This is a genomic window from Chryseobacterium salivictor, assembly GCF_004359195.1.
Lineage (GTDB): Bacteria > Bacteroidota > Bacteroidia > Flavobacteriales > Weeksellaceae > Kaistella > Kaistella salivictor.
Map to the genome: position 1 here is coordinate 505378 of NZ_CP037954.1, position 14267 is coordinate 519644.

A 14267-nucleotide genomic window follows, 5' to 3' on the forward strand; every position below is an offset into this window, starting at 1 on the left:
TCAATTATGATTAAATTTAACGCAACTTTAACTTGATATTACAGAAAAGTTGGCAGTTTTTGGTTGTATTTTTGATGGCAGTTAGATAATAGAATTGCGAGTATCAATACTCCTTTCTGTAACAATAAACAAATTAAGAAATAGATGTCAAAAATTATTTGGATAGATGATGAAGTAGATTTACTAAAACCTCATATTGTATTTTTAGAAAACAAAGGCTACAAAGTTTCACCGGTGAATAACGTGAATGAAGCGCTGGAAATGATTGAAAAAGAAAATTTTCAATTGGCTTTGCTGGATGAAAACATGCCTGGGATTTCTGGATTGGAGGCGATTCCGATGATTAAGAATATCGACTCTGCCATTAAAATCGTAATGGTTACCAAAAATGAAGAAGAACTGATCATGGAACAGGCCATTGGTTCACAGATTGCAGATTATATTTTGAAACCGGTAAATCCGAATCAGATTTTACTTTCATTAAAAAAGAATTTGCAGGAGGAAACCTTAATCGAGCAAAAAACCATACTCGAATACCAGCAGGAATTCCGAAATCTCTCGATGGAGCTGTCTTATTTGAAAACCTATCAGGAATGGGCAGAATATTATAAGAAAATCCTGAACTGGGAAATTAAATTTGATAAAGTTTTCGACAATGAGTTTTCAGATTTGCTGCAATCTCAAAAAGAGGAAGCCAATATTCAGTTCGGAAAGTTCATTGAAAAAAATTATGAACATTGGTTGAATTCATCTGATAAACCGATGATGAGCCATACGTTGTTTAAAGACAAAATAAAGCCGGAAGTAGAAAAAGATAAGGTTCTTTTATTAATGATTGATAATCTGCGCTATGATCAGTGGAAAGTCATCGAGCCGCTATTTACCAAATTTTATCAGAAAACATCTGAAGATTATTATTACAGCATTCTCCCCACGGCAACACAGTACGCGAGAAATGCTTTCTTCGCCGGATTAATGCCGTCAGAAATTGAAAAGAGATTTCCGCAATATTGGATCAATGATAACGAAGACGGCAATAAAAATGAGCATGAACGCGATTTTTTAGAAGATCAGATGAAACGCCTCGGTTTATCCGGAAAGTCTATGAAGTATTTGAAAATATTAAATGCAGATTTTGAACGCAAAATTTTAGAAGATTTCAACCAGCATAAAAACAACGATTTGTTGGTCATTGTCTATAATTTCATCGATATATTATCTCATGCAAAAACAGACAACGTCATTGTCAATCAACTGATCAGAGATGACAAGACCTTCCGATCACTGACGTATAACTGGTTTGAAAACTCTTCATTATTAAAGATTATTAAACAGGCCGCAGAAAATGGTTTCAAACTCGTCATCACGACTGACCACGGAACTATTTATGTGAAGAAACCCAGTAAAGTGGTTGGCGACAGAGAAACTTCAACAAATATCCGGTATAAAACGGGCAGAAGTTTAACCTACGAAAACAATGATGTATGGGCAATTTCCAATCCCGAGAAATTATTTTTACCGAAAGGAAATTTAAGTTCCAAATACATCTTTGCAAAGAATAATACTTTTTTGGCTTATCCGAAAAATTATAATCATTTTGTAAACTATTACAAAGAAACCTATCAACATGGCGGGATTTCTTTGGAGGAATGCATTATTCCGATCAGCATATTAGAACCCAAATAGTTTTTTTCATAGTTTATTTGATTTTGGGCTCTAGGGCGGAGAGAATCTTAGATTCTTTCCGCTTTTTTATTGACCACCATTTTCACGCGCAAAAATCTTTTTAAAAAATGATCTAAAATTTCCGTTATTTTTTAAACAAATTCATCTGAGACAAATCATGATAGGCAAGCCCTTTGATTCCTTTTTCAATTAATTTATTTTCAGTTTCCTGCAAACTGGTATAATCCGGAAAATCATCAATCTCGAATACCCAGCGGTAATTATTTTTTAAAATTTTCCTGATGGCTTCTGTTTTGTCCATCTTTTTTTCTAAACTCAAATGGTCGTAGGCCATAATATAGGTTGTGATATTATTTCTGCTCAAGTTTTTTGCCACCTCAATTGGTAAATGCATCGGAACACTTGTGCTCAGATCCATGCCGTTTTCTGCACACCATTTTTTCGCCTGGGTGTATAACTTGATTTGCCTCTTCGAATAAACCTTTATATTTTCATGGTAATCATCAAAAGTATGTGGCTCAATATCCAGATGGATTCCGGCAAATCCTAGATCTCTACCTTCGATCATTACTTTTTCTAAGTGGGTAAATCCATCATCTTCTTCCAGATAAGAATTTTCTCCGATTAGAAAATCGACTTTAATTCCATTTTGTGAAGCAAGAATTTTAAAAGAACGCAGTTTTGCCAAATCCATTGTCGGATTCACAGAAAGAAAAAGTGTTTTGATATTCCATTCCTTCAGTAAAGCCATTAAATAAGCATTGCTTTTCTGATTAAAAAAAGAAGTCCATAAATAACTATCGCCTCCCTGCCTTTTTTCTAGCTGGGTGTGCAACAAATCTTCACCGCTTTTCGTAGATCGAAAGTGTTCTGAAAGAGTTCCCAAATTAAACAAGAGCATCAAAATCAAGCCTTTTACCATAATGATTCTGTAACAAACAGGCCTCAAAGGTATATAAATATAAAGTAAAAACACTTGGATAAACCCGTGATAAAGCAATCAATTTTTTTTGGAATCTCTGTATTTTCTTTGATTAACTCATTTTCGTTACTAGTTACAAATCGTAATTTGTATTTTTGGGCATTAAATAATTTTATGAAAATCATCTCTTATAATGTCAATGGAATTCGGGCGGCTTTTACCAAAGATTTTTTAGGCTGGCTGAATGTTGCTGATCCTGATGTCATCTGCATCCAGGAAAGCAAAGCAGGCAACGACCAAATCGATATCGAAAGTTTAGAAAAAAACGGTTATTTCAGTTACTGGCATTCTGCCCAGAAAAAAGGCTATTCCGGCGTTGGAATCGCTTCAAAAATCAAACCCAAGCACATTGAATATGGCTGCGGTATTGAAGACTATGATTCTGAAGGCAGAATTATGCGCGCAGATTTCGAAGGTTTTTCGGTGATTTCTGTATATGTCCCGTCTGCATCGAATATCGAAAGACTCGATTTTAAAATGAAGTTCTGTTACGATTTCCTGACCTATATTAAAGAATTAAAAAAAACAATCCCTAACTTGGTTATATGCGGAGATTTCAATATCTGTCATCACGCTATTGACATTCACAATCCTGAAGGTTTAAAGAACACTTCCGGATTCCTGCCGATGGAAAGAGAATGGATGACTCTGTTCATCGAAGAATGCGAGCTAATCGACAGCTTCAGGTTTTTCAATGATCAACCCGATAATTATTCCTGGTGGAGTTACCGACAAAATTCCAGAGCAAGAAATAAAGGGTGGAGATTAGATTATAATTTCGTGTCTTACTCATTGAAGAAGAAGCTTTCACGTGCTGCGATTTTAAAAGAAGCCGTTCATTCTGATCATTGTCCGGTTCTGGTAGAATTGTCGTTGAATTAATTTACATTCTTTTTGTCGAATAAACTGAGCGGGCTTTTGTAGTGCTACAGGCCAAAAAAATTATCCTGATTTAGATTTTAATACCTGGAGATTAAAAAATTTCATAAATCGTTTTCAGAATTTTCTGATCCATTTCAGTAAAAGGAACTTTTCTCCGAGCCATGGCCAAATCTGCGACTTCATACGCTTTTTCCAGTTTGAATTTCTCATCGCCTTTCATTCCGCCCCAAGAAAAACTCTCGATTAGGTTTGGCGGAAAGCCGCTTTTGAAAATATTGGCAGCAACTCCTACCACTGTTCCGGTATTAAACTGTGTATTGATCGCCGATTTCGAATGATCACCCATAATCAAACCTACAAATTGCAATCCGGTATTCACAAATTTTTTCGCTTTGTAATTCCACAGTTTTACTATAGCGTAATTATTTTTAAGATTCGAAGAATTGGTATCTGCACCGAGATTGCACCATTCGCCAATGACCGAATTACCAATGAACCCGTCATGACCTTTATTGGTATATCCAAAAATGACGACATTATTCACTTCACCACCGACTTTGCAATGCGGACCAACCGTTGTCGCACCGTAAATTTTTGCTCCTAAATTAAATTTCGATTCTTCACACAATGCGATTGGGCCACGAAGATTGCAACCTTCCATCACTTCTGCATTTTTACCGATGTAGATTTTTCCGGTTTTGGTATTTAAGGTTGAGAACTCAACTTCTGCTCCTTCTTCAATGAACAAATCTTTTTTGTCACCTAAGAAACCATTGGTTTCAGAAAGAGGTGCCGAAACTCGCCCTTTTGTAAGAAGTTCAAAATCAAAATCGATTGCTTTTTCATTAAATGAAAACAAATCGGTTGGTTGATTAAAAAACAAAACTTCTTCCTCAATATCAGTCATTTTATTAATGTGACTTAAGGCAAAATTATCCATATTAATTCTGACTGCGAGTAATTCATCTTTGTAAACCAACGCTTCTCCCAATTGCAAGTCTTTAATTTGGTTTAAAAGATTTTCGCTGGGCAGAAAATTAGGAACAATGAAAAGGCTTTCTTTCAGGTCGTATTTTTTAAACTTTTCCTGCAAATAATCTTCTGTGAGATAAGAAACATCTGCGGAACCCAACAGCTTTTGCCATCTTTCCGAAAAAGTCAAAATCCCGCAACGCATTTCTGCGACAGGCCTGGTAAAAGTAAGCGGTAAAAAATCTTCCCAAAACTGGGCGTCTGAAAATACGAGTTGCATATCGGCTTAAGTTTAAAGTTCTATTTTTATCAAAAATTAATAGTTTGACAAAGTGAATCAAATTTACACTAAAAAAAGTCTTTCAAAAAACTTGAAAGACTTTAATTATCATTAAAATTCGAAAATTACTTCGCGAATTTTTTGTACTTGTTCATGAATTTGTCAACTCTACCTGCGGTATCAACTAATTTCACTTTTCCGGTATAGAAAGGGTGAGAAGTTGAAGAGATTTCCATTTTGATCAATGGGTAAGTTGAACCTTCATATTCAATTGTATCTTTTGTATCTGCAGTAGATTTGCAAAGAAACATCTCGTCGTTACTCATATCTTTGAAAACAACAAGTCTATAATTTTCTGGGTGGATTCCGTTTTTCATAACTTATTTTATTATTAATAATTAAAGCTTTGCTTTCGAAATAGTAATGGTATTTCTCTGCTAAATTTTAGACCGCAAAAGTACAAATAATTTTCTTATCTCCAAATAGTATATCAACTTAATTAATAATTTTTATGTTCAACAATTTTAATTAAATTTGAAACCTACATCTATTCCTACATAAATGAACAAATTTAAACTTATTCTTGCTTTTTCTTTTTGGATTCTTTTAACGGCAATAAGCTGTAACAGAGACGATATCAACTTTGAATCCCCCACTCAGCTGCTTCGTTTTTCGCAAGACACCCTTTTCCTGGATACTGTTTATAATCAGGTCCGGTCGGAAACTTACGCTGTGAAAATTTATAACAACGAAGACAAAGACGTTATGATTCCGAAAATCTCTCTTGAAAAAGGAGCCGGCTCTTTATACCGAATCAATGTTGATGGCAAAGCGGGGACAGATTTCAGTAATATTCCTTTGCGGAAAAAAGACAGTCTGTATATTTTTGTAGAAATTGCACCGATTGCCAACGCACCGGAAGCGATTGCCGAGGATCGTATTAATTTTCAAACGCCGGCCGGAAATCAACATGTGACTTTGTTTTCGGTCGTTCAGGATGCTGAATTTTATATTGAAAGTAAAACCAATCCAAATATTTTAAATTCAAATACATTGTGGACCGGCAATAAGGCGAAAATCATTTTCGGAGATTTGACTTTGGCGGAAGGAAAAACTTTAAATATTGAAAAAGGAACTAAAATTTATTTTCACAAAAACAGTGGACTGAAGATTTCTAAAAATGCCAAACTGAATATTAATGGTGATTTAGGAGAAGAAGTCATTTTCCGTGGCGACCGAAATGATACGCGCTACGACACGATTCCTAAAAACTGGCAGGGAATTTCTATGGATCCTAATTCTACTTTAACAATGAATTACACGAAAGTTTTCGGTGGAACCGTTGGTTTAGAAATGAATCAAACAACTGCAACGATTGACAATTCCATTTTTCACACGCATCAGGAATTTGGAATTATGGCGATCAACTCGGTTGTTACTGCTAAAAACTTAGTGATGAATAATTGTGGGAATGCCGACTTTGCCATTTTTAAAGGCGGAACCTATAATATCACCCACTCTACTTTGGCGAATTACTGGAGCCTAAATTCAGCGCTTCAGGGACTTGGATTGTACGCCACCAATGAGTATGATAACGGAACTTCTGTTGAACAGGGAGCATTAAATTTAAATGTTAAAAACTCGATTATTTATACCGATAATGATAACGCAGTTCTTTTTAAGCCAACAGCCGGACAGACTTTTAATTACAGCTTCCAGACTTCATTACTGAAATACGGAAGTACCGCAAATTATACTTTGGATGCCGGTTCGGTTAAGAATCAAGATCCCAAATTCCAAAATTATTTTACCCAAAAAATGAATCTGAGACTGAAAGCTGATTCTCCTGCAAAAGGAAAAGGAAATATGGCGGCAGCTGCGACGGCGCCTTTGGATATTGTGAAAATTTCCCGATTGGTCAATCCAAGTATGGGCGCTTATCAATAATTCAGTTCTGCCCAAATAAAAGAAATATGGAAATAATTAAACTCCAGGAAGAAGTCGATCAATGGATAAAAACCATCGGCGTCCGGTATTTTAACGAACTTACGAATATGGCGATGCTTACTGAGGAAGTGGGTGAAGTTGCGCGGATTATTGCCAGAAGATATGGTGAACAAAGTGAAAAAGAATCTGATAAAGTGAAAGATCTCGGTGAAGAATTAGCGGATGTTTTATTTGTCACTTTATGCCTGGCGAATCAAACCGGAACTAACCTGCAGGAAGCGTTTGACAGGAAAATGAAAGTTAAAACTGACCGCGACAAAGACCGTCATCAGAAAAACGAAAAACTGAAATAAGAATCAAAAAATTCAGAATTTAATCAGACAAAAGTATCAATATGAGGCTGGAAAAATCAACCTTAAAAGACAATGAAACGATTAAAATAAGCGGTTCGAAAAGTATTTCGAATCGTCTTTTAATTTTAAGCTATCTTTTTAAAAACCTGAAAATTGAAAACCTTTCTAATTCTCAGGACACTCAACTTTTACACAGAGCTCTGGAAAGCAATGCTGACCTCGTCGACATTCATCATGCCGGAACGGCGATGCGGTTCCTCACCTCCTACTTTGCAATTCAGGAAGGAAAGACGACTGTTTTGACGGGATCTGAGCGGATGAAAGAGAGACCGATTCAATTCCTGGTCGATGCTTTACGGGATTTGGGAGCCGATATTTCTTATCTAGAAAAAGAAGGTTTTCCTCCATTAAAGATTAACGGAAAAAAACTGGAAAAAAGTTCGGTAGCAATTCCTGCGAATATTTCAAGTCAGTTTATTTCTTCCTTAATGTTGATCGGATCGAAATTAGAAAACGGCCTGGAAATTAATCTGGTTGGAAAAATTACATCGCGGCCTTATCTGGAAATGACTTTAAAAATCCTTCGAAACATTGGGATTTTAACGCAATGGGAAGGCCAGGTGATTCAGATTTTCCCAAATATTCACAGCGATAAAAGTTCGCAGATTATCAAATGTATTTGTGAAAGCGACTGGAGTTCTGCTTCCTATTTTTATTCTTTGGCGGCCATCGGCAGAAAGTCCATTAACCTTAAAAGTTTCCGGCCACACTCGCTTCAGGGCGATTCTGTAATCAAGGAAATTTACTGGAAGTTTTTCGGAGTCAACACGATTTCTCAAGGTTCGGAAAGTAAGATTTCACTAATGCCGGAAAGTTCATTTGTTTTTCCGGAACACATTTCTCTGGACATGAATGACTGCCCGGACATTGCGCAAACGCTTTGTGTCACGGCAACGGCATTACAAATCCCTTTTGAAATCACCGGATTATCAACTTTAAAAGTAAAAGAAACCGACCGTCTGGTCGCTTTAAAAAATGAACTTTTCAAAATCGGTTGTATTTCTGAAATCACCGACGATTCCATTTACTCGGTAAAATTCTTTGAGGCGAATGAAAATATTTCGATTGAAACCTATAACGATCACCGGATGGCCATGAGTTTTGCACCGTTTTGCCTCATCACGCCGCTAACAATTGAAAATGAACAAGTGGTCGAAAAATCCTATCCGCAGTTTTGGGATGATTTCGCCCAGGTTCTTGATCAATATTAAATTACAAAAATGACAATACTTATCACCGGAACTTCTGCCGGAATTGGTTTTACCCTGGCTAACTATCTCGGCAAGAAAGGACATACCGTTTACGGACTGAGCAGAAAAAGTGCGGACTCTACCTATTTCAAAACAATTGCGACCGACATTACAGACAATACTCAGGTTCAGAATGCAATTGCCGAAATATTAAAAACAGAATCCAGAATCGATATTCTCATCAATAATGCAGGAATGGGAATGGTGGGCGCAGTTGAAGATTCTTCACAGGAGGAAATCCTGAAATTATTTAACTTAAATTTAGTTGGTTCCGTACAGATGATGACCGCTGTGCTGCCGACAATGCGGGCGCAAAAATTGGGAAAAATCATTAATATTTCCAGTATCGGCAGTGAAATGGGATTGCCGTTCCGTGGATTTTATTCGGCTTCAAAATCGGCTTTAGATAAAGTGACAGAAGCAATCCGCTACGAAGTTTCTCCCTGGAATATTCAGGTTTGTGTTTTGCATTTAGGAGACATTAAAACAAATATTGCTGAAAACAGAGTAAAAACCAAAGTTTCTGAACCGTATCAATCTACTTTTACTAAAGTATATTCTCTAATGAATTCTCACGTAGACGATGGAACAGAGCCACTTGAAGTCGCAGCGTATATTGAAAAACTTTTAAATAAAAAATCATGGAAAGCTCATTTTTATTTTGGGAAATTCGGACAGAAGATTGGGATTCCGCTAAAATGGATTCTGCCGCAGAACTTTTATGAGAATTTAATGAGGAAATACAACAAAATGGATTAATTTGTATTAAAAATCAAAGTGTCCTGGCTAAAAGATTTTGAGCCGATTTCCCCGTAAAGAACATAAAAGAGTTTACTGATAAAAATAAGCCCAAACCTAATAATAAGGAACAGGATTTAATAAAATCCCGAAATTTCCTGAATCAATAATTCAGTCTTAAAAACCCACGTTTCAATTTTTTTGAACGTGGGTTTTTTGCGTTATTTATCTTTAATTAAAAAAGTTCGCGAGCAATTTTTTTAATATTATCGCTTTTTCCCATCGAGTAAAAATGCAAGACCGGAACACCGAAATCCAATAATTCACGACATTGATTGATCGTCCATTCGATTCCGATTTGCTTTACAGCGGCATTATCCTTTGCATTCTCTACGGCGGAAATCAAATCTTCCGGCAAATCAATTTTAAAAACCTGTGGCAAAAGTTGCAGCTGTTTCTTCGTTGCAATGGGCTTAATTCCCGGAATAATCGGAACATTAATGCCGATTTCCCGGGCACTTTTTACAAAATCAATAAATTTTTTATTATCGAAAAACATCTGGGAAACGACATAATCCGCACCGGCATCTACTTTTTGTTTCAGCCATTTTAAGTCGTAATTCATCGACGGCGCTTCGATATGTTTTTCGGGATACCCCGCAACGCCAATACAGAATTTGTTGTTTCCGTCACAGATTTTTTCATCATGAAGATATTTCCCGCGTCCCAAATCGTTCATTTGTCGAACCAAATCCACTGCATTTTTATGACCGCCTTCGGTTGGTTCGAAATACTGTTGTCCTTTCATCGCATCGCCTCTTAAAGCCATAATATTTTCGATTCCCAGATACATACAGTCGACCAAAAGATACTCTGTTTCCTCTTTAGTAAAGCCGCCGCACAAAACGTGCGGAACGGTATCTACATTATATTTATGCTGAATTGCCGCGCAGATCCCCAAAGTTCCCGGCCGCATTCTGGTAATTTTCCGCTCCATCAAACCGTTGCCTTTATCGAGATAAATATACTCTTCCCGCGAAGTTGTGACGTCGATGAATGGAGGTTTGAATTCCATTAAAGGATCGATGTTTTTATAGAGATCTTCGATACCTGTTCCTTTGGTGGGCGGCACAATTTCGATGGAAAACAAGGTTTTACCTTTGGCGTTATTGATATGTTCTGTAATTTTCATTTTGTCAATGTTAGAGAAGCGAAGCACTATTTGCTCATAGTTGTTTTTGTGTTATTTATGACCGAGGATTTACGCTGGCAAAAAAGGATGCAAATCCCATCGGTTCCAGAGCGCTGTTAGAGCTTGAAGCTCTAACAGCGCTTTACGCATATCCCGATTATTCCGCAAGATTCGGACTCAACCATTTTCTTGCGAATTCCAAATCGATTCTTTTTCTTTCAGCATAATTTTTCAACTGGTCCTCTTTAATTTTTCCAACGCCGAAATATTTAGCTTCCGGATTGGCGAAATAATAACCCGAAACTGCGGCTGTTGGAAACATGGCTAAACTTTCAGTCAATTCCAATCCGATATTTTCTTTTACTTTTAATAAATTCCAGATCGTGGTTTTTTCCAAATGATCGGGACAGGCAGGATAACCGGGAGCCGGACGTATTCCTGAATATTTCTCTGCGATAAGATCCTCATTTTCTAAATTTTCATCTTTCGAATAACCCCAGAATTCCGTTCGAACTTTATGATGCAGAAATTCGGCAAACGCTTCTGCCAAACGATCGGCTAATGCCTTAACCATAATGGCATTATAATCGTCGCCATCATCGTAATATTTCTGCGCCAATTCTTCGGTTCCAAATCCTGTCGTCACCGCAAAAGCGCCCACATAATCTTTTTTACCGGAAGATTCCGGCGCGATAAAATCACTTAAAGCCAAATATTTTTTCCCTGCAGATTTCTTCAGTTGCTGTCTTAAAGTTCGGAATTGTGAGATTTCATTTCCATCTTTATCATAAAGCAAAATATCATCCTCTTCGTTTGAATTTGCCGGGAAAATTCCAAAAATCCCTTTCGCGGTAAATAATTTTTCATCCAAAATTTTATTTAATAAAACTTTGGCTTCTTTATACAATTCGGTTGCTTGTTCACCCACAAACTCATCAGTTAAAATCTGAGGAAATTTCCCGTGGAGTTCCCAACTTCTGAAAAAAGGAGTCCAATCCATAAAATCTAATAATTCTCTTAAATCTTGATTTTCTATAATATAGATTCCTAAAGTTTTAGGTTTTACGGGTTCTTCGTTTTTCCAGTCGATCGTGAACTTTTGTTTTCTGGCGTCTTCGATAGAAACATATTCTTTTTCAATTTGCCGGTTCAAAAATTTCTCTCGGAAATCTTCATAATCAACTTTTAAATCTGCTTTATACTGTTCATTATTATGATCCAAAAGTTGCGAAACTACGCCCACTGCCCGGGAAGCGTCATTGACATGAATAACTGTGTTTCCATATTTGGGGAAGATTTTCACGGCAGTATGCGCTTTTGAAGTGGTGGCACCACCTATTAACAATGGAAAATTCAGATTTTTTCTTTGCAGTTCTTCCGCGACGTGAACCATTTCGTCTAAACTCGGTGTAATCAATCCGCTCAAACCGATCACATCAACATTGTGGTCAATCGCTGCCTGAATAATTTTCTCCGCCGGAACCATGACACCCAAATCGATGATTTCATAATTGTTGCAGCCTAAAACTACGCTCACAATATTTTTTCCAATATCGTGGACATCGCCTTTTACAGTCGCCATCAAAATTTTGCCATTGGGTTTTTGCTTTTCATCTTTTTCCGCTTCAATAAAAGGCTGCAAATAAGCAACGGCTTTTTTCATTACCCGCGCGGATTTTACGACTTGCGGCAAAAACATTTTTCCGCTTCCGAAAAGATCGCCGACAACACCCATTCCGTTCATAAGATTAATTTCAATAACACCTAAAGGTCTTTTAGAAATAATTCTTGCTTCTTCAACGTCTTCAATAATGAATCGATCAATTCCTTTTACCAAAGCGTGGGTGATTCTATTTTGTAATGGTTCTTTCCGCCATTCTAATTCTTCTACAAATTCTTTTTTAGTAGATTTTACCCGCTCGGAATAATCTAAAAGTCGCTCGGTTGCGTCGTCTCTTCTGTCGAGCATCACATCTTCTACCAACTCCAGCAACTCTTTCGGAATTTCGTCATACACTTCTAACATCGATGGATTCACAATTCCAATATTCATTCCGGCTCTGATTGCATGATAAAGAAAAACGGAATGCATCGCTTCCCGTACATTATCATTTCCACGGAAAGAAAACGAAACATTGGAAACGCCTCCACTCACCGAAACATTTGCCAAATTTCCTCGAACCCATTTTGTAGCCTCAATGAAATCCAAAGCGTTTCTGCGGTGTTCTTCCATTCCCGTTGCGACGGGGAAAATATTGAGATCGAAAATAATATCCTCGGATGGAAACCCCACTTGGTTCACTAGAATATCGTAGGATCGTTTGCAAATTTCTATTCTTCGGTCGTAATTATCGGCTTGTCCATTTTCGTCGAAAGCCATTACAATTACTGCAGCGCCGTATCTTTTTATCGTCTTTGCATGGCTGATAAATTCCTTTTCTCCTTCTTTTAAACTGATGGAATTCACCACACATTTTCCCTGAACGACCTGTAATCCGGCTTCCAGAATTTCCCATTTTGAGGAATCGATCATCATCGGAATCCGGGAAATATCCGGTTCGGAAGCAATTAAATTCAGGAATTTCACCATTGCCATTTTTCCGTCGAGCAATCCATCATCAAAATTAACATCGAGGATTTGTGCGCCGCCATCCACCTGATCGCGGGCAATATTAAGTGCTTCTGAATAGTTTCCTTCTTTAATGAGTCGAAGAAATTTCTTAGAACCAGCGACATTGGTTCGTTCTCCAACATTAATAAAATTGGATTCCGGCGTTATAATTAAAGGTTCGAGACCTGAGAGTTTTAGATATTTCATAATATTTTAATGTAACAATATAAAAGTGTAGCAATGTAACGATGAAGACCATGATTGGTAAATTGTTACATCACTAAACTGGTACATTTTTTAAACGCGGTACGTAATCCTTCACCAAATCAGCGATGGCTTTGATATGTGGAGGTGTTGTTCCGCAGCAACCGCCAATAATATTGATGAGACCTTTTTCGGCATATTCGCGAATCTGTTCTGCCATAAATTCCGGGCTTTCATCGTATTGACCGAAAGCATTGGGTAATCCTGCATTGGGATAAGCAGAAATATAGAAGTCGGAATTTTTGGATAAAGTTTCCAAATAAGGCGTTAATTGTTTTGCTCCCAAAGCGCAGTTTAATCCAACACTCAATAAATTTAAATGAGAAACAGAAATTAAAAATGCTTCTGCGGTCTGTCCGCTCAAAGTTCGTCCCGAAGCGTCAGTAATCGTTCCCGAAACCATGATTGGAATTTTAATATTTCTTTCTTCCTGAATTTCATCAATCGCAAAAAGCGCTGCTTTCGCATTTAAAGTATCGAAAATTGTTTCGACCAAAAGAATATCTGAACCTCCGTCTAGAAGTGCTTCTGCCTGTAATTTGTACGCCAGTCGCAATTCATCAAAAGTAACCGCCCGAAAACCCGGATCATTCACATCCGGACTTAAACTCGCTGTTTTATTGGTCGGACCCATGGACCCTGCCACAAATCTAGGTTTATCAGGATTTTTTAAAGTAAACTCATCGCAAATTTTGCGCGCAATTTTTGCCGATTCATAATTGAGTTCGTAAACCAATTCTTCCATGTGGTAATCAGCCATAGCGATGGTAGTTCCCGAAAAAGTATTCGTTTCAATAATATCAGCATCGGCTTCTAAATACTTTCTGTGAACTTCTTCGATGGCGTGAGGTTGCGTAAGTGAAAGTAAATCGTTGTTTCCTTTTAGAGAATATTCCCAATCTTTGAATCGTTCACCTCGGTAATCTTCTTCTGAAAATTTATAGCGTTGAAGCATCGTTCCCATCGCCCCATCGAGGACGAGGATTCTTTCATTTAAGACTTTATAAAGTGCTGCTGTATTTTTCATTTTTTTCCAATAAAATTAAAATG

12 protein-coding genes are annotated in these 14267 nt (G+C 37.2%); 6 read left to right on the plus strand and 6 right to left on the minus strand.

Translation table 11 applies throughout. The annotated features are described in order from the left end of the window. The first annotated feature begins 144 nt into the window (after positions 1-144). Positions 145-1686 carry a T9SS response regulator signal transducer PorX gene (porX, locus tag NBC122_RS02365; protein ID WP_133438837.1) on the plus strand — a complete coding sequence of 514 codons (1542 nt, stop codon included), beginning with the start codon at positions 145-147 and terminating at the stop codon, positions 1684-1686. A gap of 124 nt (positions 1687-1810) precedes the next feature. On the opposite strand, the gene NBC122_RS02370 is transcribed toward porX, so the two are convergent. Beyond that, a complete protein-coding gene (locus NBC122_RS02370) occupies positions 1811-2608 on the minus strand; it encodes a hypothetical protein (RefSeq protein ID WP_165983180.1) in 798 nt (265 codons plus the stop codon). Positions 2609-2782: 174 nt separating this feature from the next. Here NBC122_RS02370 and NBC122_RS02375 point away from each other — a divergent pair, with 174 nt between their 5' ends. After that, entirely contained in the window at positions 2783-3550 is a 768-nt protein-coding gene (locus NBC122_RS02375) for an exodeoxyribonuclease III (RefSeq protein WP_133438839.1), read from the plus strand. Between the two features lie 91 nt (positions 3551-3641). On the opposite strand, the gene NBC122_RS02380 is transcribed toward NBC122_RS02375, so the two are convergent. Both NBC122_RS02380 and NBC122_RS02385 read right to left on the minus strand, forming a co-directional pair. Next, positions 3642-4802, minus strand: a complete 1161-nt coding sequence (locus NBC122_RS02380; protein ID WP_133438840.1) for a GlmU family protein — start codon at positions 4800-4802, stop codon at positions 3642-3644. Between the two features lie 125 nt (positions 4803-4927). Next, complete coding sequence (locus NBC122_RS02385) at positions 4928-5179, minus strand: type B 50S ribosomal protein L31 (RefSeq protein ID WP_133438841.1); 252 nt, start codon at positions 5177-5179, stop codon at positions 4928-4930. 184 nt (positions 5180-5363) lie between these two features. Here NBC122_RS02385 and NBC122_RS02390 point away from each other — a divergent pair, with 184 nt between their 5' ends. The 4 genes from NBC122_RS02390 to NBC122_RS02405 are packed head-to-tail and all read left to right on the plus strand — an operon-like array spanning position 5364 to position 9171. Next, entirely contained in the window at positions 5364-6749 is a 1386-nt protein-coding gene (locus NBC122_RS02390) for a hypothetical protein (protein ID WP_133438842.1), read from the plus strand. A 26-nt stretch (positions 6750-6775) separates the two neighbouring features. Further along, on the plus strand, positions 6776-7102 hold the full coding sequence (locus tag NBC122_RS02395; protein ID WP_133438843.1) for a nucleotide pyrophosphohydrolase: 327 nt from the start codon (positions 6776-6778) through the stop codon (positions 7100-7102). A 41-nt stretch (positions 7103-7143) separates the two neighbouring features. Then, positions 7144-8373: a 3-phosphoshikimate 1-carboxyvinyltransferase gene (locus NBC122_RS02400; RefSeq protein ID WP_133438844.1), complete on the plus strand. Its 1230-nt coding sequence runs from the start codon at positions 7144-7146 to the stop codon at positions 8371-8373. A 9-nt stretch (positions 8374-8382) separates the two neighbouring features. Then, positions 8383-9171, plus strand: coding sequence for an SDR family oxidoreductase (locus NBC122_RS02405; RefSeq protein ID WP_185145774.1), 789 nt, complete (start codon positions 8383-8385; stop codon positions 9169-9171). A gap of 214 nt (positions 9172-9385) precedes the next feature. On the opposite strand, the gene metF is transcribed toward NBC122_RS02405, so the two are convergent. The 3 genes from metF to NBC122_RS02420 all read right to left on the minus strand — a co-directional run bounded on the left by metF (position 9386) and on the right by NBC122_RS02420 (position 14244). Beyond that, positions 9386-10342, minus strand: a complete 957-nt coding sequence (gene metF, locus NBC122_RS02410; RefSeq protein WP_133438846.1) for a methylenetetrahydrofolate reductase [NAD(P)H] — start codon at positions 10340-10342, stop codon at positions 9386-9388. A gap of 157 nt (positions 10343-10499) precedes the next feature. After that, positions 10500-13160 carry a methionine synthase gene (gene metH / locus NBC122_RS02415; protein ID WP_133438847.1) on the minus strand — a complete coding sequence of 887 codons (2661 nt, stop codon included), beginning with the start codon at positions 13158-13160 and terminating at the stop codon, positions 10500-10502. Between the two features lie 73 nt (positions 13161-13233). Continuing rightward, positions 13234-14244 (minus strand): homocysteine S-methyltransferase family protein, encoded by a 1011-nt coding sequence (locus NBC122_RS02420; protein ID WP_133438848.1) that lies wholly within the window; start codon positions 14242-14244, stop codon positions 13234-13236. Positions 14245-14267: the final 23 nt, after the last annotated feature.

Bases quoted from the DNA above. Each gene is read 5' to 3' on its own strand.
- porX (WP_133438837.1), top strand. From the start codon at position 145: ATGTCAAAAATTATTTGGATAGATGATGAAGTAGATTTACTAAAACCT.
- NBC122_RS02370 (WP_165983180.1), bottom strand. From the start codon at position 2,608: ATGGTAAAAGGCTTGATTTTGATGCTCTTGTTTAATTTGGGAACTCTT.
- NBC122_RS02375 (WP_133438839.1), top strand. From the start codon at position 2,783: ATGAAAATCATCTCTTATAATGTCAATGGAATTCGGGCGGCTTTTACC.
- NBC122_RS02380 (WP_133438840.1), bottom strand. From the start codon at position 4,802: ATGCAACTCGTATTTTCAGACGCCCAGTTTTGGGAAGATTTTTTACCG.
- NBC122_RS02385 (WP_133438841.1), bottom strand. From the start codon at position 5,179: ATGAAAAACGGAATCCACCCAGAAAATTATAGACTTGTTGTTTTCAAA.
- NBC122_RS02390 (WP_133438842.1), top strand. From the start codon at position 5,364: ATGAACAAATTTAAACTTATTCTTGCTTTTTCTTTTTGGATTCTTTTA.
- NBC122_RS02395 (WP_133438843.1), top strand. From the start codon at position 6,776: ATGGAAATAATTAAACTCCAGGAAGAAGTCGATCAATGGATAAAAACC.
- NBC122_RS02400 (WP_133438844.1), top strand. From the start codon at position 7,144: ATGAGGCTGGAAAAATCAACCTTAAAAGACAATGAAACGATTAAAATA.
- NBC122_RS02405 (WP_185145774.1), top strand. From the start codon at position 8,383: ATGACAATACTTATCACCGGAACTTCTGCCGGAATTGGTTTTACCCTG.
- metF (WP_133438846.1), bottom strand. From the start codon at position 10,342: ATGAAAATTACAGAACATATCAATAACGCCAAAGGTAAAACCTTGTTT.
- metH (WP_133438847.1), bottom strand. From the start codon at position 13,160: ATGAAATATCTAAAACTCTCAGGTCTCGAACCTTTAATTATAACGCCG.
- NBC122_RS02420 (WP_133438848.1), bottom strand. From the start codon at position 14,244: ATGAAAAATACAGCAGCACTTTATAAAGTCTTAAATGAAAGAATCCTC.